The following is a 23468-nucleotide window of genomic DNA, read 5'->3' on the forward strand; positions in this document are numbered from 1 at the left end:
GCTTGAATGAGCTAGTTTTTGGATTGATTTTATTTTAAGATTTAAATCTTAAAATAAAATCAATTTATTAAGGTCATTCAATGGATATAAAATCTGAAGAAGTTTTAGAGCTTGTTTTACCTGAAGGTAAAGAAAGAAAGAGTTCTTTAGTTTATTTTAAAATTATTTTTATCCCAGCTTTACTCTATGTTTTTATTTTACTTGGATATTTTAAAATCATTCATTTTAAGATTGAAATTCACACAGTGATCATGACAGGAATTATTTTTTTAGCAGCTTTGATTTTCTCACGACATAGTGCAGAATACGCTTATAGCATTTTTGAACAACAAAAAGATGAATTCAGACAAGCCTTAAAACGTTATATAATGAAAAATTTTTTAACAATCGGTAAGGATACAAAATCTAATGCAAATTTCGATGATTTTGCTTATGCCTATATCAAGGGTGCAAGAAATGAAAATTTTGCTTCTATAGGTGCAACCATCTTTCCTATGATGGGAATTTTAGGAACCTTTATAAGCATTGCTGTATCTATGCCAAATTTTAACTCAAGCGATACACAAGCTTTGGAGCAAGAAATTGCCGAGCTTTTAAGCGGAGTTGCTACAGCATTTTATGTTTCTATTTATGGAATTTTTCTTGCTTTGTGGTGGATGTTTTTTGAAAAATACGGCACAAGTAAGATTAATAAACTTTTAAATCGACAAAAGAATGCTACAAGCGGTTTTTTTTGGACTAAAGAAGAGCTTGATCAAAGATATTTAAATGAGAGTTTAAAACATTTTGATAAAATCGGCGTGATTTTTCAACAAGTAAGCAGTGATGATTTTTTTTCTGGACTTGATAAAACAATTGAACGTAAATTTGGTCTGTTTCAAGATATGTTAAATACTGAAGAAAAAGCTATTAGGATTAGTAGTGAGCATATTAAACAAACGATGGGAGAGTTGAGCAAAGCTCAAAGAGATCAAAGAGATTTAGGCAAACTTTATGGAGAAATGCTCAATGCTATTAGCACCTTAAGTCAAAATTTAAGAGATATTAATACAAGAATGTCCGAACAATACAATCGTTTGCTAGATATCAGCACTGAAAAAATCACTCATTTTGATAAAACTTTGATTAATTTTGATGAAAGGGTTGAAAGATTTGAAAAGAATTTTGAACTCTACGAAAAATTTATGCTTGAAAATCAGGAAAAAATATTCAATGGTTTTAAAACGAGTCTTTTTGAGGGAATGCAACAATTTAAAGAAATTTATGAAGAAGAAAGAAATATCGATGATAAAATAGAAATGATGGACGGACTTAAAAAAGAAATTCAAGCCTTAGATGATGAAACAAATCAAACATTGATGAAGCTTGAAAATAGCGGTTTAAGTCAAGCAATCAAACAAGATGCACAAAACAATACTGATGCGAAATTACAAATGCAAGATGAAACCGATTTAAATGACCAAAATAAAGAAAATGAAAAAAACGAGGACAAAGAAAACTCTCAAACTAAAGAAAATCAATGAAAAATGATGTAAAAGAAGACAGCAATTTTTGGGTGGCTTATGCAGACTTGATGGCGGGTTTGCTTTTTGTTTTTATTCTTTTAATAGGAGCTATCGTCGTAAAATACGTGTTTTCTCAAAATGATTTAGAGGTCATAAAAGAAAATTTAATCAAACAAGAAGAGCATTTAGAAGAGAATAAAAAAGAGCTTAGAAATAAAGAATCTATCGTATTTGAATTGAGTTCAGCTTTGAGTCAATTAAAACTTGATTTAAACCAGACTTCAAATTCTTTAAATCTTATCAGTCTTGAAAAAGCAGCACTTGAGGCTAATATTACAAATTATGAGAGATTAAGCAAAGATTTAAATTCTCATCTGGATAGCAAAGACAAACAAATTCTTATCTTGTTAGGACAGCTTGAAAAAAAAGATGAAGAAATTAAAAAATTACGCAATAATTTTAAAGAAGCTAAAGAAAAAGTGCAAGGTTTAAATCTTATTCGAGAAAATTTAAGTAAAGAACTTAAGACCAAACTTGATAGCAATATCAGCATTAATGAAAAAACAGGGTCAATCTCTTTGCCTTCTGAAGTGCTTTTTGATAAAAATTCTTATATGCTTAAAAATGAAGCCAAAGCAAATCTTAGAAATATTTTAACTCAATATTTTACTGCTGTGCTTGATGATGAAAATATAAGTAAAAATATAGAAAATATCATTATCGAAGGACATACAGATAGCGATGGTTCTTATATTTACAATCTTGATTTATCACAAAAAAGAGCCTATGAGGTGATGAATTTTATCTATACTTTTTATAAAGACCCAAGACTTCAAAAATTTTTAATGGCAAGCGGCCGTTCTTTTTCAAACCCTGTGCTTAAAAATGGGAGTGAGGATAAAGAATTAAGTCGTAGGATAGAGATTAAATTCAGTATTAAAAACGATAATGCTTTAAAAGAGGTTGAGAATTTTTTTGATTTGTATTGATTAAATTTTTTAACACATAATTTAATATTATCTGCGTAAAATTTTTTTTATGATTATTATCTTTTATAGAGTAGTCTTAGTGTTTTATTTCTTTTAATTACAATTTTATTTCTTTCTATGCAAGAGGTGTTTAAAAATAAAACTTACACAATAAAGCTCTAATAAGGAGGTTTATATGGCGGATAAAAAGGGTGTGGAAAGTTTTTTACGCTGTGTTGGAGATAAATTAAGCCCGGGATAAAAACATATGCTTGAACTAAAACTAGCGGTATGCGGATTTATAAATCAAGATATTTTAAAGACATATTAGAAGTAATCGATTTAACAGCCACAGCAATAGCTGATATTATGGGCTGTGCTGAAAACATTTATTTTAAAAATTAGAAAGTGTGTTCCATTTTTTTAACACTTTTGCTAAAATAGTAGTTTATGTGCATCACATCTTCTTAGAAAATATTTTGTTTTTCAAATTTTAAACCATTCCTCAATATAATTTTCGTCGTTATTATCTTTAAATCAATTTTTAGCTTTTACATTAACAATTTTTACATTTTCTTAAGTCATCAAAAAATAAGAATTCTCAAATACGCTCAAATATTTTTTCTTGCTTAATAAATTCTAAGTTTTAACACCCTTGCAAATTTTTTGTGTTAAGACGTTTTATATTTAGCTTTCTTACGAATCTTATTTATCTCTACAAAGATTTTTATTCATCAAGTCAAAATTTATTCTAAACATTTTTATAATTTTAAATGATTAATTATAATAAAATTTTTAATAAATTTTAAACCTTATAAATTTCGTGCGACATTGTTTTTTATGCCTGAAGTGCAACGATTAAAAACCACAACTTGTAATGTCAAGTCCAAAACCTTTAAGTGCTATAAAATCTTTATCGCAGCTTTGAGATAAGAGTTTAATCTCTTTAATTTTAAAATATTTTAAAATTTGTGCCCCGATACCATAACTTTTAAATTGTGCTGCGTGAGATTTTTCTCCTTGCATAAAGATAATAATCCCACCCTTATCGTGTAAAAATTGAATTTGTTCCAAAAGTTTTGAAAATTTTTGAGAGGTTAAAAGTTCAAAATCACTTCCGCTAATATGAAATTTAACATTTTCTTTTTCTTTTAATTTTCCAAAACAAAACGCAATATGCTGGATATTATTATGGTCTTTAAAGATAAATTTTTGTGCTTTAAAACCTGCTAAAGAAGAGGGAAGTTCTTCAAGAAGTTTAATCAGACTTTCGTTTTTAAGTCTATACTCGATAATATCAGAAACAGCTATCATATTCAGCTCGTGTTTTTGACAAAATTTTTCTAAATCCGCTCTTCTTGCCATATTTCCATCATCTTTAACGATTTCACAAATCACACAAGCTTCTTTTAATCCTGCAAGTTGGCATAAATCCACACTCCCTTCAGTATGCCCCGTGCGTTCCAAAACTCCACCTTTTCTAGCGATGAGAGGATTAATGTGTCCGGGTCGGACAAAGCTATTTTCATTCGCATTTTCATCGGCAAAAATTTTAATCGTCATATCTCTTTCATACGCACTCACTCCTGTTGTAGCTTCTTTTGCATCAACTGTGATTGTAAAAGCGGTTTCGTGATTTGAAGTATTTTTAGGCACCATTAAGGGAAGTTTAAATTTGAGGGCAATTTTTTCACTCAAAGCAACGCAAACAACACCTCGAGCCTCTTTAATCATAAAATTAACTTTTTCTTGTGAGCTAAATTGTGCAGGAAAGATTAAATCCCCTTCATTTTCTCTATCTTCCGCATCAACCATTACAAGCATTTTGCCATTTTTTAAATCTTTAATTGCTTGTTTTACACTAACTAATTTCATTATTTTCCTTAAAATTTTTAAAAAATTATAACCTTATTTTCTTGACAAATGCTTTAATTTTGACTATAATCACAATCTTAAATCAAAAACATTGGGGTATAGCCAAGCGGTAAGGCAACAGGTTTTGGTCCTGTCATTCAGGGGTTCGAATCCCTTTACCCCATCCACAAAATTTGTCGCGAAGTAGAGCAGTGGTTAGCTCGTCGGGCTCATAACCCGAAGGTCGGGAGTTCAAATCTCCCCTTCGCAACCAAAAAATGCATTAAAATTCAAAAACGATACATAAATTCATGACAAATTTATTTTATAAAATTAAAATTGTTGTATTTTTTAAGATTATTTCAGCAAAATTTTTCATCTAAGCATAGAGACAAATGCGTTTTTCTTTTTTTATTCTCTTTCATTATTGTGATGATTGATACACTTGCATATAAAAAACTAAGCTTTATTTTGTGTGTCAATCTTAGTTGATTAACTTTGTTAAAATTTATGCAAATTAGTTCATTGATATGAATGTCTTTTCTCACCTTTTAAGGGACAAACAACCTTACTTTTACTTATTTAATCTACTTTAAATGATATTTTAGCAGAATTTTATCTTAAAAAGCATTGAGATTTTAAGATATTTTAAATTTTTTGAATGAAAATTATATAATTATATATAATTTTAAGAAAATTTTTATTAGAATACTTTAAAGTAGGATTTCATAAGCAATTTACATTTGAATATAAGGAAATTTATGTTTAATCACAAAAACATACTCATTACAGGTGGAACAGGTTCTTTTGGTAAAACTTATACGAGAATTTTACTTCAAAATTATAAGCCAAATCGTATCATTATCTACTCACGTGATGAATTAAAGCAATCCGAAATGGCAAATGTTTTTAATGATAAATGTATGAGATATTTTATCGGAGATGTGAGGGATTTAGATAGACTTAATACAGCGATGCGTGATGTGGATTTTGTCATTCATGCTGCTGCCTTAAAACAAGTTCCTATAGCCGAATATAATCCTATGGAATGCATTAAAACTAATATTAATGGAGCACAAAATGTCATTGAGGCATGTTTTAAAAATGGAGTGCAAAAATGTGTAGCTCTTTCAACAGATAAAGCATGCAATCCTATCAATCTTTACGGAGCAACCAAACTTGCAAGTGATAAAATTTTTGTGGCTGCAAATAATATCGCAGGTAAATTTCAAACACGTTTTAGCGTTGCAAGATATGGAAATGTTATAGGTTCAAGAGGTTCTGTTATACCTTTGTTTAAAAAACTCATTGCAGAGGGTGTTAGGGAGCTTCCTATTACTGATGAAAGAATGACAAGGTTTTGGATTTCTTTAGAAGATGGGGTTAAATTTGTATTGAGTAGTTTTGAAAAAATGCACGGAGGAGAGATTTTTATCCCTAAAATTCCTTCAATGAAAATCGTTGATTTAGCCCATGCTTTAGCTCCTAATTTAGGTAAAAAAATCGTGGGCATAAGGGCGGGTGAAAAACTTCACGAAATAATGATTTCAAGTGATGATAGTCGCTTAACTTTTGAATTTGAAAAATACTATGTGATTGCTCCTAGCATACGATTTATAGATGAAGATAGTGATTTTAGTCTTAATGCTTTGGGTGAAAAAGGCAAAAAAGTTAAAGATGGTTTTTCTTACAGCTCGGATAACAATTCTCAATGGGTGAGTGAAGCTGAAATTTTGAAAATCATCAATCACACACAGGTTGATTAAAATGCTTAGTTATTCTCATCAAAATATCGATAGAAGCGATATAGAGGTTGTCAGCACCGCTTTAAAACAAGATTTTTTAACCGGTGGCAAAAAAATAGAGGAATTTGAAAACGCACTCTGTGAATATGTGGGTGTTAAATATGCTTGTGTTGTCAATTCTGCTACTTCAGCCTTACATTTAGCTTATAGAGTCTTAAATGTGAATGAGAAAATTGTTCTTACCACTCCAATGACTTTCGTAGCAACAGCAAATGCAGCTTTGATGGCGGGTGCAAAGGTAGAATTTATCGACATTAAAGACGATGGCAATATAGACCCAGAAAAACTTGAAAATAGGCTTAAAAAAGATAGTAAGGATATTGGGGCGATTTGTGTGGTTGATTTTGCAGGAAATAGTGTTGAGTGCGATAAAATTTCAGCTCTGGCTCAAACTTATAATATCCCCTTACTTGATGATGCAAGCCATGCTTTGGGAGCTTTATACAAGGGAGAAAAAGTTGGAAGCAAAGGGGATTTAAATATTTTTTCTTTTCATCCGGTTAAACCTATTACCACCTTTGAAGGTGGAGCAGTGGTAAGCAATGATAAAGAAAAAATTGAACAAATCAAGCTTTTAAGAAGCCATGGAATCATTAAAAAAAGGCTTTGGGATAGTGATATGCTTTCTTTAGGATATAATTATCGCTTGAGTGATGTTGCTTGTGCTTTGGGGATTAATCAACTTAAAAAACTTGATACGAACATAGAAAAACGAGAAATTATTGCACAATTTTATGAAAAAGAATTTGCTCAAAATCCTTATTTTGCGACTATAAAAATTAAAGATTATAAAAAAAGTTCAAGACATTTGTATCCTATTTTATTTTTTCCGCAATTTTATTGCCAAAAAGAAGAAATTTTTCAAGCTTTCATTGATGCTCAAATAGGAGTGCAAGTGCATTATAAACCCGTTTATGCCTTCAGTTTTTATAAAGAACTTTTAGGTGAAATTCAGCTTGAAAATGCAGATAAATTTTATAAAGCAGAATTAAGTTTGCCTTGTCATCAAGAAATGTCTTTACAGCAAGCTCAATTTGTACGTGATAAGCTTTTTGAAATTTTAGAAAATTTAGGACCTAAACATGGATAATGTTGTAGCATTTAGTGGAGCTAAATAAAGATGGAAAATTTTCAACAAGATACTTTAGGTCAAATGATGCACAATCTTGCACAAAAACTCTTTCCTATCTGCAGAAGTATCAGTGGTGAGGGCTTCAGAAAAAGCTTGAAAATCCTAGATAATGCCCTCTGCGGGGGGGGGGGTATTATTAGAATTCACTCTATTAAGAGTGGAAGCAAAGTCTTTGACTGGACTGTGCCAAGTGAGTGGAATGTTAAAGATGCCTATATCATTACACCAAATGGCAAAAAAATCTGCGATTTCAAAAAGCACAATCTCCATTTATTAGGTTATTCTCAAGCGGTTGATCAAGAAATAAGCCTTGAAGAGTTGCAAGAGCATCTCTATTCACGTAGCGACATGCCCGATGTGATTCCCTATTATACGAGTTATTACAAGCAACGTTGGGGGTTTTGCCTCTCTCATAATGAGAGGTTGAAGCTCAAAAGTGGAATTTACAAGGTTTTTATAGATTCAACGCACGATAAAAAGGGCGTTTTGAACTATGCTGACTTCATCATCCCTGCAACGCAAAAGACAAACGATGAGATTCTCATCTCAAGCTATCTCTGCCATCCCTCTATGGCAAATAATGAGTTAAGCGGTCCTATCGTGGCTGTGTTTTTAGCCAAATGGCTCTTAGAACAAAAGAGTCGCAAATACAATTATCGCTTCGTCTTGATACCAGAAACTATAGGCTCTCTTGTCTATTTAAGTAAGAATCTCAAAACGCTTAAGGCTCACGTCAAGGCGGGATTCGTACTCTCTTGCATAGGCGATGAGTGTGCTTATTCTCTCATACACACTCCAAGCACTATCTCTCTAAGCGATAGAGTTGCCCTGCATACGCTCAAAAACAAAGCAAACTTCAAAGAATACAGCTTTCTTCACAGGGGAAGTGATGAGAGACAATACAACGCTCCTTTAGTGAATTTAGACATTGTGGGGATTTGCAGAAGCAAGTATGGGGAATTCAAAGAATATCACACCTCAAAAGATGATTTGAATTTTGTAACGCCTAAGGGATTAGCCGGAGGACTTCAAGCATGCAAAGAATTAATTTTGAATCTAGAAATCAATGAAATCTATCAAAGTACAACTTTTGGTGAGCCAAATTTGGGCAAACGCGGACTCTATCCGACTTTAAATTTAGAAAACAAAAGACCCTTAATCACGGATTTTCTTGCCTATTGTGATGGACAAAAAGATGTGCTTGAAATCGCTGATATTTTGGGTGTGCAAGGCTATGAACTGCAAGAATGCATTGAAAAATTGCTCACATTTGATTTGATAAAAAAGATTCAATAAGGAAACGTTATGCAAGTTTTTTTAAAACATAAAGATCGCAGTTACACCAAAGATGATTTTATAGGGATTCTAAGGGATTTAGGAATCAAAAAGAATGATTGCATTTGTGTGCATACGGAGATTTTTAAATTAGGCATTCCTCTAGTGAGTAAGGAGGAATTTCTAAGGATTTTGCTTGAGGGATTTTTAGAGGTTTTAGGCACTCAAGGCACACTCATTATGCCAACTTTCACCTATAGCTTTTGCAAGAATCAAGCCTATGACAAAGTGCATTCTAAAAGCACAATGGGAATCCTCACAGAGTATTTTAGGAGGCAAAAGGGAGTGTTAAGGACAAATGATCCGATTTTTTCCTTTGCACTTTGGGGAGCAAAAAGCAAGGAATTTTTGAGCGAGAATCAAAGCTGTTTTGGTGAAAATTGTGTCTATGAAAGTCTGTATAAAAACAATGGGAAAATCGTGCTTTTTGGCACAGAGCATTTGGGCTATACCTTCACGCATTTCATAGAGGAACAAGCTCGTGTGAGCTATCGGTATTTCAAAGAATTTCGCGGAATCCTCATTGATGAGCATGGGCAGAAGTTTGAAAAAAGCATTTTGTATTTTGTGCGGCATTTGGATAGGAATTCCACCGTGAGCCTAGAGAAGCAAATCAAAATTCTCAAAGAGAGCCATAATTTCAAAAGTCTTGAATTTGGTGGTGCACATCTTGTGCTTATTCGTGCAAAAGAGTATTTTGAAGTCTGTTTAAAAGCTCTCAAAAAAGACGAAAATGCCTTACTTTTAGATTAAATTAAAAAAGGATAAAAATGATAACTCACATTGATGACTTTTTAGAAAATACTGCACGAAGATTTGGCACAAAGACGGCTTTTGTTGAAAATGAAAAGAGCATAAGCTATGGAGATTTTAATATTCTAAGTCAAAAACTCGCAAGTGAGATTGCCAAATTCAAGCTTTATCAAAGTCCGATTCTGATTTTGTTGCCTAAGGGCATTGCTACACTTGTAGCGTTTTTTGGCGTTGCAAAGAGCGGAAATTTTTATACTTTGCTTGATGAAAAAACCCCCAAAGAGAGAATCAAAAAAATCTTAGAAGTCCTACAGCCTCAACTTCTCATCACTTCTAAGGATTTAAATTTTGATTTGAATTTACCAACACTTTTTGCAGAAGACTTTGAGAGTTACAGCATTGATATTTGTGTGCTAAGAGACATAAAAGAGAGGCATATTGATACAAATTTGCTCTATGTATTTTTCACAAGCGGAAGCACAGGGATTCCAAAGGGCGTAAGTATCGCACATAAAAGCGTGATTGATTATACATTTTGGGTTTGTGAGTGCTTTAAACTCAATGAAAACGAGATTCTAGCAAATCAAGCCCCCTTTTATTTTGACAATTCCATCTTAGATATTTTTTCAAGCATAAAATCTGGGGCTTGTTTGCATATTTTGCCTAATGCACTCTTTGCCTTTCCGCATAAGATATTAGAATACCTTTGCAAACATAAAGTTTCTATGATTTTTTGGGTGCCTTCTGTGTTGATTTATTTTGCAAACACAAAGGCTTTAGATCATTTTAATTTAGAATCTTTGAAAAAAGTCTTGTTTTGTGGAGAGATTATGCCCAATAAACAATTAAACTATTGGAGAAAGCTTTTGCCCCATGCTTTGTTTGCAAATCTCTATGGACCAACTGAAATTACAGATGTGTGTTGCTTTTATATTGTAGATAGAGCTTTTAGCGATGAAGAGCTCTTGCCGATTGGAAAAGCGTGTAAAAATACAGAACTTTTGGTCTTTGATGAAAAGCTCAAACTCATAACCAAAGAAACTCCCCATAAAAAAGGAGAGCTTTTTGTACGTGGATGCAGCTTGTCTTTAGGCTATTACAACGATAGAGAAAAGACAAGAGCGGCTTTCTTGCAAAATCCTTTGCATAAAAATTATTTGGATTTACTCTATAAAACAGGTGATATTGTCGCATATAACGAATTTGGTGAGTTATTATGCTATGGCAGAGTGGATTCTCAAATCAAAGTTCAAGGGCATCGCATAGAGCTTGGCGAGATAGAATCCGTGATTAATGCTTGTGAGAATGTCAAAAATAGTGCTTGCATTTTCAAAGAAGAAATCATTTGCTTTTATGAAAGCACTTGTGAGCTTGACTTTAAAGCCTATCTTAAAGACAAACTTCCAAGCTATATGTTTCCTAAGAGATTCATAAAAGTAGAGAGCTTTAAACTCAATGCAAATGGCAAGATTGACAGAAAGGCTTTAAATGAGCTTTGAAAAAATCTATATCATAGGCAAAGGCAGAGTGGCTAAGGTTTGTGCAAAAATTGCCACGCAGTTTTTTTCTCAACAAGTTTTTGAAATCACAGAACAAGACACAAAAGAGCTTGACAGATTCTTTTCACAAATCAAAAATGCACTCATCATCTCTGCAAATAATTTTTATATCTTTAAAAAAGAATGTGTCAAAAATAACCAAATCATTAATTATCATAATTCTTTGCTTCCAAAGCATAGGGGTTTAAACGCTCATATTTGGAGTATTTTTAAAAATGACAAAAAGAGTGGAATCACTTGGCATAAGGTTGAAGAGAGCATTGATACAGGTGATATTTTAATACAAAAAGAAATTCTGCTTGATGAAAATATTTCGGGCATTAATCTCCTTAGAAAACAGCACGAACTTGCTATTGAATCCTTTGAGGAGGGACTAAGCAATCTCATCTCAAATCAAAGCATCCCACAAAAGTGTGCGTTAAATGAGGCTGTTCTCGGGGGGGGGGTATTTAATAGAAAATTACCTAATAATGGCTATTTAAAGCTTTCTTGGAATGCTCCAAAAATCCATCGTTTCTTAAGAGCTATGGAGGGCAAACGAAAGGCAAAAATAAAACTTTTAGGAGGTGAATTTGAAATTTTGTTTTATGAATGTGATGTAAATTGCATTCATTTAGTATTAAATCAACAAATCAACTTAAACATAAAAAGGAGTAAAAATGCAAACCATCAAACAACTTTTCATTAATATCGGAAGAACAGACATTAATGAGAGCATGCAAAATCTCGTCAGTGATGATATCATTGATAGCATTGACATTATGGCATTAGTCGCAGAGATAGAGAGATTCTACAAGGCTCCTCTGTCAGCGGAATTTATAGTGAGTGAGAATTTTGAGAACTTCACCAAAATCTCTGCTATGCTCAAAAAAGCCTATGGACAAGCCTAATGAAAGCTTTTTTGCATATTGGCACCACAAACACGGGCAATCAAGAAAAACAAGGTTTTTTAATGCAAAATCAAGAATTGCTTTTGCAAAAGGGTTATTGCTATGCTAAGAGCTTAAGGGTAGCGAATAGACATTGGGCTTTGGTGGATATGGTTTTAGAGCTTGTCAATAAAACACATTTAAGCAAAAATGTCCTCAATGATTTGCAAAACATACGTCTTAAAGAAGCGGTGAGGACATTTGAAAAAGAAAGGGAGGAACACAAAGATAAGATTTTTATTTTTTCTGCAGAGGGTGTGGTATGGGATTTTTCTAGCAAGAGGCATTTTGAGATTCTAAAGTCAATTATGGAAAATTTGGGCTTTGATGAAATCAAATGTATCGTGTATTTTAGGGAAATAACAAGCTATTTTAATTCACATTGCTCACAAGATATCAAAAACAATATGGGCTTTTATTCTGCGGATTTTACTCCCGATAAGCATCCAAGAAAATGGATTTTTGATTATAGAGGCATTTGTGAGAATGTTACAAGCTATTTTGGCACAAACAATCTCATCGTGCGACTTTTACGTGAAGATTATGTTGGGGGAAATATGATAAGTGATTTTTTGCATCACTTAGGAATTGCTTGGGATGAATCCTTCAAACCAGCTAAGACAAAAAATGAGAGTTTCTCACTTCTAGGAATGGAGATTATGAAAAGGCTTAATCAAAAGGCACAAAATGAGCCAAATTTTAATTCTATACTCTATTTTTCAAGAAAGATTTTTGAAGGTTCTAATGAAGACAGACTTAGATTCAATGCTCCTAAAGACTTAGCAAGAGCCTATGAAGAATATTATGCCCCTGCACTTGAATGGGTAAGAGAGAGATATTTTCCGCACAAAAAGACGCTTTTTTCACCGATTGATTGGGAGAATTATAAAGAAAATTACACCCTTAAAGACATTAAGAGCTATGATTTTGATAAAATAGTGGATTTTATGGTACAAATCATTGATTCTAAAAATACAATCATAAAAAACGCTCTAAGGAATAAGCCATGAATCTAGTCCTTGAAGCACATGATATAAGAGCCATAAGCATTGTTTTTCCGCTCAATCCCCATCAAGAAAATGAAATGCAAATGTGTAAAATCACTCCGCAAAAACTTGAGCTTTTGCGGACAAATAGCGGAATCAAAAGGCATTTTAGTGCAGATGAAAACACATTTTCAAGCGACTTAGCGTGTGAGGCGTTAGGGACGCTTTTAAGAGAGAATATTTTGCACAAAGATGAGCTTGATATGTTGCTTATCTGTAGCTTTTCTCCTGATTTTTTAGCTCCTGCTATGAGTTCTTTAGTTGCAAAAAACTTGCAGTTAAGCTCACACACATTGTGCGTGGATATTGTCGGATTTTGCCCGAGTTTTTTGAGTGCTTTGAGTCAAGCCTTTTTGTTTCTTAACCATAAGGACATTTCAAAAATCGCCCTCATCTGTACTAATACTAAGAGCAAAAAGATTCCTCCCACAGATAAAATCACCTATTTAAACAATTCTGATTCCGCAAGTTGTGTGCTTTTAGAAAAGTCAAGCAACCCAAACAAAGCCGCATTTTCTCAAAAGATTTTTCCCGCCCTTGCTTGCGAGGAGACGAAGCCACTTAGGGCTTTTAATGCAAATGCCAATGATTTTATTGAAGTTAATGCCTCTTTAATTCTTACTTTTGTGAGTGAAAATTTCCCCCTGTTTTTTGAGGAATTTTTGACCTCTCACAAACTTAAAAGAGAGGCGATTGGCCAATTTTTCTTCCAAAGTCCCAATGTGTTTGTCAAAGAAAAGCTTATGCAAAATCTCCATCTCAATCTCCCCAGCACAGATGAAACATTAGAAAATTTTGGGGACACTACGATAAACAAACTCCCCATAGACCTTGCACTCTGTGCAAATCTGGATTCCAATTCTGCGGGGGGGGGTATTTGCCTCAAAACATTCATCTCAAAACTCCTCTTAAGAGACAAAAAGTCCTTCTTGCGTCCTTTGGCACGGGAATTACCTTTAATGCCATGTGCTTAGAGCTTGATTTTCCTCAAATCAAAAGTTTTTTCACCTTTAAAGAATTTTGATTTTTGCCTATAGAAGTTTTTCTTAAGTTTCTATAGGCTACATTGTGCGGAAAATTTTGTTTTAAGGAGAAAAGAATGCAAAAATATCTTAAAAAAATTTCCGATCCGAGAATTGTCGGGATTTTTAGCAAGAGCGGATTAGGACTTGCTGCGATTTTATTAATCACAGGTTGCGATTCTAATTTATAATGACACGAAGTCTGGTTTCTTTACATAAGAATTATTTTATAAATAAAACCTTGCAAGAAACTTTGCCACTTAGTGTTTATAAAAAGGGTTTGGAAATTATTAGACTTAATAATAAGCTATTTTTATATGATATTTTTACAGATTTTTCTAAGTTTTTCAGCGAATTTTGTGCATTCAATGCACTAGAGATTGATATTTATTTTATTTCAGTCTTCAAATATCTTTTTTTATAAAAAATTGCGGCAAACGCTTAATTTAGACTCTAATAAGGTCTATAATCGACAAGACTTTGCTTATTGCATATTAATTATTTTTTTATTTGGCTCTTTATTAAAGAAATTTTTGAGTTTTTAGAATTTTAAAATTCTGATAAAATGTGGAGAAGATGACCCTAATAATATTGCTTTATTTAGCTTTGGTGTAGGAATTGTAATTAGTGCTTTGAGTTTTGAGATTGATTTTAAAAGTCTTAAAATAAGGGTTGAATGCTAAATTTTAAGTCCAAATTTATAAATTTTTAGATAGAGTAGAGTTTTTTTAAAAGGGCTTTGATATGAAAAATCTTTGCATTATCCCTGCTCGTGGAGGTTCTAAAAGGATTCCACATAAAAATATTGTTGATTTTTGCGGTAAGCCTTTGATTGCTTATAGTATTGAAAACGCTTTAAATTCAAATGTTTTTGATGAGGTAATTGTATCAAGTGATGATGAAAAAATCATTGAAATATCCCTAAAATATGGTGCAAAAGCACCTTTTGTAAGAGCTAAAGAATTAAGTAATGATTATGCTTCAAGTACGAGTGTGATTAAAGATGCGGTTTTTAGACTTGAAAAATTAGGGCAAAATTATGAAAATGTGTGCTGTCTTTATGCTACTGCACCGCTCATTGATGCACAAATTTTAAAAAAAGCTTATGAAAAATTTATAGCTTCTGAAATGAAATTTTTATTTGCAGCAAGTGAATTTGAATACCCCATCCAAAGAGCATTTTATTTAGAAAATGAAAGGGTGAAAATGTTTGATGAAAGCAAATATTTTTCACGCTCTCAAGACTTAATTCGGGCTTATCACGATGCTGGAGCTTTTTATTTTGGTAAAACTAAGGCTTGGCTTGAAGAAGATTTTATGTTTAAACCTTATTCTAGTGTGTTTTTATTGCCTAAAAATCTAGTTTGCGATATCGATACACCACAGGATTTGGAATTTGCAAAAATACTTTTTAAGATAAATACAAAGGAGATTTAATGATTATTAAAAAGTTAAAAGGATTTAAATACCCAGATATTGAACTTGTAAGGTGGTTTTTTAAAGGAATGAATTTGAGCTTTTTATTGTATTTTGTTGATTTATCTGCGGTTTTATAATATCTATAAAATTTTTACAATTCTATATTTGCATTCAATAAATTTTTAATTTTATTTCAATTATTTTTAATGCTTGATTATTTTAGTGTCAATATTTACCTAAATTAGTTTTCATTAAATCACTATAATGATGTATAATGACCTTGTTGCAATTTTACTTTAGGTTTTATCAATCACTATGTTTATATCTAATCGTTGGTATATTTGCGAAAATTGAAGTCGTTAAATATGGAATGATAATAAGAGATAGCTTTATCCTTTCTACTATTCTTTTATTTTATTCTGTTTTTGAATGTGCTGTTAAAAGCCTGTTTGTTTTTTGATTATCTTTACTTATATATTCTCTGCTACCATAGACCAATAAACTTTCATCATTAGCTTTAATTTTCCAAGTATAATTCTTAGTCCCCTCAATGAATTCAGCTTTTACATTTTTTGCTACTTTAGGAAAGGATAATAATTCTTGTGTGTTCACCATTTCTCTTAGATTTGGATTATCTAAGTGCTTACGAACTTCTTTTTTTACAAAATCTTTATCCACTTTGATATTGCCCACATTGCTTTTTATTTTTGCGGGTTTCTTTTTCTTGTAAAATATTAAACATTTAGTTTTAATTGTTTTTTTTGCATTGTTTGATATATTCTTTTGTATTTTAATATAATTTTCAAACTCTAAAATTTTGTTCTACAATTCTTATTTTTTCTTTCATTGCCACACTTTTTCTCAAATCTTATTTGATGAATTCTTAGTCTATTCATTGTTAATTAAATAAGGTCTGCTCAAAGATTTACAAGCTAATTTTTAGTTTTTAAAGTTAAATTTTTTGATAATATATCTCTTTGTTTTACTAAGATAAGCTGCATTATTTAATTTATAAAACAAAAAAATTATACCAAATACACTTTACTCTGTGCTTCGTACTTTTTTATTTCTTCTTCATGCTTTAGAGTTAAATCGATTTTATCGAGTCCATTGAGCAAACAATTTTTATGAAAATCATCAATGAAAAAACTAAATTCTTTATCAAAAGCCAAGACTTTGTTATCTTTGAGTGAAATTTCTATGTTTTTATCTGGGTTTTGATTAAGCTTTGTGATAAGCCACTCCACTTCTTCCTCTTTTAAAATCACAACAAGTAAGCCATTTCCTAAAGCATTGTTTTTAAAAATATCTGCAAAAGATGGTGCAATGACAACTTTGATACCAAAATCCATTAAGGCCCAAGGTGCATGTTCTCTTGAAGAACCACAGCCAAAATTATCTCTTGCAACCAAAATAGAAGCTCCTTGAAATTCTGTTTGATTGAGTTTAAATTTTGGATTTAACACGCTTTCTTTATCGTCTAAATAACGCAAATCGTGAAATAAATGCTTTCCAAAACCTTGTTTTGAAACTGAAAGTAAAAATTGCTTTGGAATGATTTGGTCTGTATCGATATTTGCGTATTCTAAAGGACAGGCTATACCTTTATGTGTGATAAATTTTTCCATTTAAACTCCTAAATATTTTCTAAGGTCGCAAATTTTTCCCTCAATAGCTGCTGCTGCTGCTGAAGCAGGGGACATTAAATGTGTAATAGAACCCTTACCTTGCCTTCCGATGAAGTTACGATTTGAAGTTGAAGCAACTCTTTGCCCTGATTCAGCTTTATCATCATTCATTGCAAGACACATTGAACAACCCGGAAGCCTCCATTCAAAACCTGCTTCAAGAAAAATTTTGTCCAAACCTTCTCTTTGTGCTTGCTCTCTAACCCACATAGAGCCCGGCACAGCTAAGGCTTTGATTTCAGGATGAATCTTTTTACCCTTTAAAATTTCCGCTGCAATTCTAAAATCTTCAATGCGTCCATTTGTGCAAGAACCTATAAAAACAATATCAATCTCCACTCCTGCAATTTTTTGTCCTTCTTTAAGTCCTACATAAGCTAAAGCATCTTTTAAAGATTTTTTATCCACTGCATTATCAAAATCTTGCTCTCTTGGGATGTTTTGATTGATTGCAATGACTTGAGCCGGATTTGTCCCATATGTGATTTGAGGTTCGATTTTATCCGCATCAATTTCTATAATTTTATCAAATTTTGCATCTTTGTCACTTTTTAAATTTTGCCAAAGCTTAACTTGTCTTTCAAATTCTTCGCCTTTGGGTGCAAATTCTTTATTTTTAATGTATTCAAAAGTTACTTCATCGGGAGCTATCATACCAACTTTTGCACCAAGTTCTATGCTCATGTTTGAAAGAGTCATGCGACTTTCCATTGATAAGGCTTTAATGGCTTCGCCACAAAATTCAATGCAATACCCTGTCCCTCCAGCTGTACCAAGCTTTCCTATGATATAAAGAATCAAATCTTTAGCATAAACTCCTTTTTGAAGTTTGCCTTTGCATTCGATTTTCATTGTTTTAAGTTTAGCTTGTTTAAGTGTTTGAGTTGCCATTACATGTTCAACTTCCGAAGTGCCAATGCCAAAAGCTAAAGCTCCAAAAGCTCCGTGTGTAGCCGTATGAGAATCTCCACAAACTAAAGTTGTACCCGGCAAGGTCCAGCCAAGTTGAGGTCCTATGATATGCACTATACCTTGATTTTTATCTCCTAAACCAAAGAGTTTAACTCCAAATTCTTTGGTATTTTGCATTAAAGTTGTAATTTGTTCTTTTGCCATAGCTGAACAGGCTTCTAAATTTGAACTCTGCGTGGATACATCATGATCAATCGTTGCTAAGGTTAAATCTGCTCTTGCCATCTTGCGTCCGCTAAGTTTAAGTCCGCTAAAAGCTTGAGGACTCGTTACTTCATGTATAAGATGTCTGTCGATATAAAGGGTTGGAATTTCATTATTTGCTTCAAAAACAATATGACTCTCATAAACCTTTTCATATAAAGTTTTACCCATAATTTTGCTCCAAAATTTTTAAAATTGCATCGCCCATTTCATCAGTGTTTAAATAAGAATTTGCATTTAAATCCTTTGTGTAATTCCCTTTTTCTAGGGCTTTGCAGACTGCATTATCGATTTCATCGGCTGCTTTGACTTCATCTAAAGAATACCTTAACATTAAAGCCGCACTTAAAATTTGTGCAATAGGATTAGCGATATTTAAATGTGCAATATCCGGAGCAGAACCACCAGCAGGTTCATAAAGCCCAAATTTCTTCTCATTTAAACTTGCTGAAGAAAGCATACCCATAGAACCTGTAATCATCGCCATTTCATCAGAGAGTATATCACCAAAAAGATTTGAGCAAAGCATTACATCAAATTGAGAAGGGTTTTTAACCAGTTGCATAGCCGCATTATCCACATACATATGAGTGAGGCTTACATCTTTGTATTCCTTTGAAAGTTCATCTACAATTTTACGCCATAAAATTGAGCTTTGTAAAACATTCGCCTTATCCACTGAAACAAGATTTTTTTTCCTCATTCTCGCACTTTCAAAGGCTACACGAGCAATTCTTTTAATCTCACTTTCTTTATAAAATTCTGTATCAAAAGCATAAAATTCGTCATTTTGCTTTTCAATACCTCTTGGCTTTCCAAAATAAATTCCACTCGTAAGTTCTCTTACGCATAAAATATCCACCCCTTTAGCAATAATTTCATCTTTTAAGGGCGATAAATGCTCCAAACCTGCATAAATTTTTGCCGGACGAAAATTTGCAAATAAATTAAAATGCTTTCTTAAAGGAAGCAACGAAGCCCTTTCTGGTCTTTGTTCTATAGGTAAATTATCCCATTTAGGACCACCAACTGAACCAAATAAGATGGCATCTGAATTTTCACAGAGCTTTAAGGTTTCATCACTCAAAGCCACCCCATAGGCATCAATAGACGCTCCTCCTATTTTTGCTTCTTTAAATTCAAATTCAAAATTATATTTTTTAGCGATGAAAGCCAAAATTTTAAGGGCTTCTTTCATCACCAAAGGTCCTATACCATCTCCTGCTAGAACAGCTATTTTATAGGAATTCATCCTGCATTCCTTTTGACATCTTCTATGAGTAAATATCTATGGATTGCATTAAAAACACTTATAAAAGCTTCTGCTGAAGCCTCTATAACATCAGTAGATAAGCCTTTTCCGTGGAATCTTCTGCCTTTAAATTCAACATCAACATCAACTTGTCCTTGTGCATCAACTCCTGAACCTTTTGCACTGATATTATAATTTTTAAGCAAACATTCAATCTGTGTTAATCTTGTAATGCAATTAAACACAGCTTCCACAGGTCCATTTCCTGTGCTTGATTCTGTTTTTAATTCTCCATCAATACTCATTTTGACCGAAGCAGTAGGGATAACCCCTTTAGCACCACTGATGACATTAAGATTTTCGAGCACAAAACCCATTTGTTCTTCTTTATCTTGACTTAAAAACATTAAGGCTTCTAAATCATAATCATACACCTGTCCCTTTTTATCTGCAAGTTTTAAAAATCTTGCATAAACATCATCTAAATTATAGGTATTTGCAGCATAACCAAGATTATCAAGACAAATTTTAATCATATGGCGTCCGCTTCTTGCTGTCATTAGCATTCTATTATCGTTAATGCCTATACTTTGCGGAGTCATTATCTCATAAGTTTCTCGGTTTTTAAGCACACCATCTTGATGAATGCCCGAACTATGTGAAAAAGCATTACTTCCTACTATAGCTTTATGTGAAGGCACAGGTTCATTGCAAATTGCTGCAACAAGCTTTGAAGTTTTGGCAATATTTTCGTGGATAATATCTGTATAAAGCCCATCTAAAAATTGCGTCCTTGTCTTAATCGCCATAACCACTTCTTCAAGAGCACAATTTCCAGCTCTCTCGCCAAGTCCATTCATTGCACATTCGATTTGTCTGGCTCCTTGCATTATTGCACTAAGGCTGTTTCCTGTTGCCATACCTAAATCATTATGACAATGCACAGAAATTATGGCTTTATCAATATTTGGTACGCGGTTGAATAAATTTTTAATGATTTCTCCAAATTCATAAGGTAAAGTATAACCTACAGTATCAGGGATATTAATCGTCTTAGCTCCCGCTTTTATAGCCTCTTCAACAATTTTACAAAGATTATCAATAGGCGTTCTTCCAGCATCTTCACAAGAAAATTCCACATCATCAGTGTAATTTCTTGCTCTTTTTATAGCGTTTTGTGCCATAATTAAAACTTCATTAAAATCTTTTTTTAATTTATCTTTCATATGCAAATCAGAAGTTGCTATAAAAGTATGAATTCTAAAATGCTGGGCAACCTTTAAAGCTTCATAACAAGCATCTATGTCTTTATCCACAACGCGACTTAAAGCACAGACTATAGAATTTTTAACATTTTTTGCTATGCTTTGAACAGAATTAAAATCACCCGGTGAAGAAACAGGAAAACCCGCTTCTATGACATCAACACCTAAATTTTCAAGAGCAAGAGCGATTTGCAGTTTTTGATTGAGGCTTAAAGATTGCTGTAAAGCTTGCTCTCCATCTCTTAAAGTAGAATCAAAAATTATAATTTTTTTGTCTTTCATCTTTTGCTCCTTTTAAAATTTTAAATTCTTTTAAAGTAAAGTTGTCGTAATTTTTTAAACATTTAAATTACGGAATTTAGTCTTTGATTTTATTAATAATAAGCTAAATTTTTACTAAAATTTAAAAATAAATTGAGCTTTTTTAAGCTTTTGAGTAAATTTTACATTAAATTTTTTAATAATAATATGATAAATAAAAATATGGTTAATTATAAAAATCAATCACAATCTTAATCAATAGATTATTAAAATTTTGCTAAATAATAAAGACAACTAAAATTATAATTAAGAATTTAAATTTTTAATTTTATTATTTAAGATAAATATTAAAAAGAAATAAAGAAAGAGCAAAAATTAAAGAAAAAGTATAAACAAAAACCACAATTATTAAATTGTTACAAGTTTTAAATAAATTTAAAAAATAATTTTGCTAAAGGATTGTTTCTTAAAAAACTTATAACAATAAATAATTTGTTTTATAAGATAATTTAAATTAAATTTATTAATCTTTAATAAGAAAATTTTTGAATACAAGTTTAAATTAGATGAAGAAAATTAAATAATAATTTTTATGTAATAATGATAATAATTTATAAACTTTGCATTTGTTTTAAAAAAATATCTAAAAATTATTTTCAAAATTTAAGATTTATAAAAAATGCAAATGATATAAATGCAGAATTTAAAAAATATTGTCTAAAATTAGTTCAGTTTTCTTGACAAAGGCTTTTTTTTAAGATATAATAATAGTTTTATTTGTAAATGCTGGTTTAGCTCAGTTGGTAGAGCAGCTGCCTTGTAAGCAGCAGGTCGGGGGTTCAAGTCCCTTAACCAGCTCCATAGTTTAGCAGTGTTTGACCAGATAAAAGTAATTTTAGGTGAGTTACTCAAGTGGCCAACGAGGGCAGACTGTAAATCTGCTGGCTTTCGCCTTCCGTGGTTCGAATCCACGACTCACCACCATTGCGGGAATAGCTCAGTTGGCTAGAGCATCAGCCTTCCAAGCTGAGGGTCGCGGGTTCGAGTCCCGTTTCCCGCTCCAAATTTTAGAACTGGGAGCTGTATTCTTACAAGTCTCTCTAAGTTGTCTGTGTTTGTTTATAATTTTTCTGAGCGCTCGTATGGCTCAGAGGTAGAGCACTCCCTTGGTAAGGGAGAGGTCGCGGGTTCAATTCCCGCTATGAGCTCCATAAATTTGAAAAAATTATTTTTATAGATATAGACTTGCTTTGCTTAAATTTAAATTTTTATACGGAGGATTAAAATGGCTAAAGAAAAATTTTCTCGTAACAAGCCACATGTGAATATCGGCACTATCGGTCACGTTGACCACGGAAAAACTACTTTGACAGCTGCGATTTCTGCTGTTTTATCAAGAAAAGGTTTAGCAGAGCTTAAAGATTATGATAATATCGATAATGCTCCAGAGGAAAAAGAACGTGGTATTACGATTGCTACTTCTCATATTGAGTATGAAACAGACAATCGCCATTACGCACATGTGGATTGCCCGGGACACGCTGATTATGTTAAAAATATGATTACAGGTGCAGCTCAAATGGATGGGGCTATTCTTGTTGTTTCTGCTGCAGATGGTCCTATGCCTCAAACAAGAGAGCATATTCTTCTTTCGCGTCAAGTTGGCGTCCCTTATATCGTTGTTTTTATGAATAAGGCTGATATGGTTGATGATGCTGAACTTTTAGAGCTCGTTGAAATGGAGATTAGAGAATTATTAAGTTCTTATGATTTTCCCGGTGATGATACTCCTATTATTGCGGGTTCTGCACTTAAAGCTTTGGAGGAAGCTAAAGCTGGACAAGATGGAGAATGGTCTGCAAAAGTTTTAGACCTTATGGCTGCAGTCGATAGTTATATTCCAACTCCGGTACGTGATACTGAAAAAGATTTTTTAATGCCTATTGAAGATGTTTTTTCGATTTCAGGTCGTGGAACTGTTGTTACAGGTAGAATTGAAAAAGGTGTGGTTAAAGTAGGAGATACCATTGAAATTGTAGGGATTAGAGATACTCAAACTACAACTGTTACCGGTGTTGAAATGTTTAGAAAAGAAATGGATCAAGGTGAGGCTGGAGATAATGTCGGCGTTTTACTTCGCGGAACTAAAAAAGAAGAAGTTATTCGTGGTATGGTTCTTGCTAAACCAAAATCAATTACCCCTCATACAGATTTTGAAGCAGAAGTTTATATTTTAAATAAAGATGAGGGAGGACGCCATACTCCATTTTTTAACAATTATAGACCGCAATTTTATGTTAGAACAACCGATGTTACAGGTTCTATCAAACTTGCTGAAGGCACAGAAATGGTTATGCCGGGTGAAAATGTTAGAATCACAGTAAGCCTTATAGCTCCAGTAGCTCTTGAGGAAGGGACTCGTTTTGCGATTCGTGAAGGTGGCAAAACCGTTGGTTCTGGTGTTGTTTCTAAGATTATTAAATAAAATTTAAAAAGAGC

Annotated in this window: 19 protein-coding genes and 6 tRNA genes; 19 read left to right on the forward strand and 6 right to left on the reverse strand. The window is 32.6% G+C overall.

The window, feature by feature from the left end:
• Positions 1 to 80 precede the first annotated feature (80 nt).
• Both CCUN_RS03040 and CCUN_RS03045 read left to right on the forward strand, forming a co-directional pair.
• Entirely contained in the window at positions 81 to 1523 is a 1443-nt protein-coding gene (locus CCUN_RS03040) for a MotA/TolQ/ExbB proton channel family protein (RefSeq protein WP_027306306.1), read from the forward strand.
• A complete protein-coding gene (locus CCUN_RS03045; protein ID WP_027306305.1) occupies positions 1520 to 2494 on the forward strand; it encodes an OmpA family protein in 975 nt (324 codons plus the stop codon). Before CCUN_RS03040 ends, CCUN_RS03045 begins: the two co-directional genes overlap by 4 nt.
• 837 nt (positions 2495 to 3331) lie before the next feature.
• On the opposite strand, the gene CCUN_RS03050 is transcribed toward CCUN_RS03045, so the two are convergent.
• Positions 3332 to 4348 (reverse strand): bifunctional 3,4-dihydroxy-2-butanone 4-phosphate synthase/GTP cyclohydrolase II, encoded by a 1017-nt coding sequence (locus tag CCUN_RS03050; protein WP_027306304.1) that lies wholly within the window; start codon positions 4346 to 4348, stop codon positions 3332 to 3334.
• Positions 4349 to 4440: 92 nt separating this feature from the next.
• Here CCUN_RS03050 and CCUN_RS03055 point away from each other — a divergent pair.
• The 12 genes from CCUN_RS03055 to pseF all read left to right on the forward strand — a co-directional run bounded on the left by CCUN_RS03055 (position 4441) and on the right by pseF (position 15345).
• Positions 4441 to 4515 (forward strand) — tRNA-Gln (locus CCUN_RS03055).
• A 10-nt stretch (positions 4516 to 4525) separates the two neighbouring features.
• Positions 4526 to 4601: transfer RNA gene (locus tag CCUN_RS03060), tRNA-Met, on the forward strand.
• A gap of 487 nt (positions 4602 to 5088) precedes the next feature.
• On the forward strand, positions 5089 to 6093 hold the full coding sequence (gene pseB / locus CCUN_RS03065) for a UDP-N-acetylglucosamine 4,6-dehydratase (inverting) (RefSeq protein WP_027306303.1): 1005 nt from the start codon (positions 5089 to 5091) through the stop codon (positions 6091 to 6093).
• A 1-nt stretch (position 6094) separates the two neighbouring features.
• Positions 6095 to 7222 carry a UDP-4-amino-4,6-dideoxy-N-acetyl-beta-L-altrosamine transaminase gene (gene pseC / locus CCUN_RS03070; RefSeq protein ID WP_027306302.1) on the forward strand — a complete coding sequence of 376 codons (1128 nt, stop codon included), beginning with the start codon at positions 6095 to 6097 and terminating at the stop codon, positions 7220 to 7222.
• Positions 7223 to 7252: 30 nt separating this feature from the next.
• Positions 7253 to 8560, forward strand: coding sequence for a DUF4910 domain-containing protein (locus CCUN_RS03075; protein ID WP_051521745.1), 1308 nt, complete (start codon positions 7253 to 7255; stop codon positions 8558 to 8560).
• Positions 8561 to 8569: 9 nt separating this feature from the next.
• A complete protein-coding gene (locus tag CCUN_RS03080; RefSeq protein ID WP_027306300.1) occupies positions 8570 to 9352 on the forward strand; it encodes an AAC(3) family N-acetyltransferase in 783 nt (260 codons plus the stop codon).
• Positions 9353 to 9369: 17 nt separating this feature from the next.
• Positions 9370 to 10851, forward strand: a complete 1482-nt coding sequence (locus CCUN_RS03085; RefSeq protein ID WP_027306299.1) for an amino acid adenylation domain-containing protein — start codon at positions 9370 to 9372, stop codon at positions 10849 to 10851.
• Complete coding sequence (locus CCUN_RS03090) at positions 10841 to 11599, forward strand: formyltransferase family protein (RefSeq protein ID WP_027306298.1); 759 nt, start codon at positions 10841 to 10843, stop codon at positions 11597 to 11599. The genes CCUN_RS03085 and CCUN_RS03090 overlap by 11 nt, the downstream gene beginning before the upstream one ends.
• Positions 11571 to 11801: a hypothetical protein gene (locus tag CCUN_RS03095; RefSeq protein WP_027306297.1), complete on the forward strand. Its 231-nt coding sequence runs from the start codon at positions 11571 to 11573 to the stop codon at positions 11799 to 11801. Before CCUN_RS03090 ends, CCUN_RS03095 begins: the two co-directional genes overlap by 29 nt.
• Complete coding sequence (locus CCUN_RS03100; RefSeq protein WP_027306296.1) at positions 11801 to 12850, forward strand: hypothetical protein; 1050 nt, start codon at positions 11801 to 11803, stop codon at positions 12848 to 12850. The genes CCUN_RS03095 and CCUN_RS03100 overlap by 1 nt, the downstream gene beginning before the upstream one ends.
• Positions 12847 to 13860, forward strand: coding sequence for a beta-ketoacyl-[acyl-carrier-protein] synthase family protein (locus CCUN_RS03105; RefSeq protein ID WP_174564652.1), 1014 nt, complete (start codon positions 12847 to 12849; stop codon positions 13858 to 13860). The genes CCUN_RS03100 and CCUN_RS03105 overlap by 4 nt, the downstream gene beginning before the upstream one ends.
• 792 nt (positions 13861 to 14652) lie before the next feature.
• A complete protein-coding gene (gene pseF / locus CCUN_RS03115; RefSeq protein WP_027306294.1) occupies positions 14653 to 15345 on the forward strand; it encodes a pseudaminic acid cytidylyltransferase in 693 nt (230 codons plus the stop codon).
• Between the two features lie 396 nt (positions 15346 to 15741).
• Here the strand turns inward: pseF and CCUN_RS03120 are convergent, their stop codons facing one another.
• The 5 genes from CCUN_RS03120 to leuA all read right to left on the reverse strand — a co-directional run bounded on the left by CCUN_RS03120 (position 15742) and on the right by leuA (position 20990).
• A complete protein-coding gene (locus CCUN_RS03120) occupies positions 15742 to 16020 on the reverse strand; it encodes a hypothetical protein (RefSeq protein ID WP_051521744.1) in 279 nt (92 codons plus the stop codon).
• A 332-nt stretch (positions 16021 to 16352) separates the two neighbouring features.
• Positions 16353 to 16955, reverse strand: a complete 603-nt coding sequence (gene leuD / locus CCUN_RS03125; RefSeq protein WP_027306293.1) for a 3-isopropylmalate dehydratase small subunit — start codon at positions 16953 to 16955, stop codon at positions 16353 to 16355.
• Positions 16956 to 18362 (reverse strand): 3-isopropylmalate dehydratase large subunit, encoded by a 1407-nt coding sequence (leuC, locus tag CCUN_RS03130; RefSeq protein ID WP_027306292.1) that lies wholly within the window; start codon positions 18360 to 18362, stop codon positions 16956 to 16958. It abuts the gene before it with no gap.
• Positions 18355 to 19443, reverse strand: coding sequence for a 3-isopropylmalate dehydrogenase (leuB, locus tag CCUN_RS03135; protein WP_027306291.1), 1089 nt, complete (start codon positions 19441 to 19443; stop codon positions 18355 to 18357). The genes leuC and leuB overlap by 8 nt, the downstream gene beginning before the upstream one ends.
• The gene (gene leuA / locus CCUN_RS03140; protein ID WP_027306290.1) at positions 19440 to 20990 is read right to left on the reverse strand and encodes a 2-isopropylmalate synthase; all 1551 of its coding nucleotides are present in this window, start codon (positions 20988 to 20990) and stop codon (positions 19440 to 19442) included. Before leuA ends, leuB begins: the two co-directional genes overlap by 4 nt.
• A 764-nt stretch (positions 20991 to 21754) precedes the next feature.
• Here leuA and CCUN_RS03145 point away from each other — a divergent pair.
• From CCUN_RS03145 to tuf, 5 genes are all read left to right on the forward strand, one after another.
• Positions 21755 to 21830, forward strand: a tRNA-Thr gene (locus CCUN_RS03145).
• Between the two features lie 37 nt (positions 21831 to 21867).
• Positions 21868 to 21953, forward strand: a tRNA-Tyr gene (locus CCUN_RS03150).
• A gap of 2 nt (positions 21954 to 21955) precedes the next feature.
• Positions 21956 to 22032, forward strand: a tRNA-Gly gene (locus CCUN_RS03155).
• Between the two features lie 73 nt (positions 22033 to 22105).
• Positions 22106 to 22180: transfer RNA gene (locus CCUN_RS03160), tRNA-Thr, on the forward strand.
• 74 nt (positions 22181 to 22254) lie between these two features.
• Positions 22255 to 23454, forward strand: coding sequence for an elongation factor Tu (gene tuf, locus CCUN_RS03165; RefSeq protein ID WP_027306289.1), 1200 nt, complete (start codon positions 22255 to 22257; stop codon positions 23452 to 23454).
• The last annotated feature ends 14 nt before the right edge of the window (positions 23455 to 23468 follow it).

Origin of the sequence: Campylobacter cuniculorum DSM 23162 = LMG 24588 (genome assembly GCF_002104335.1) — a bacterium.
Taxonomy (GTDB): Bacteria; Campylobacterota; Campylobacteria; order Campylobacterales; family Campylobacteraceae; genus Campylobacter_D; species Campylobacter_D cuniculorum.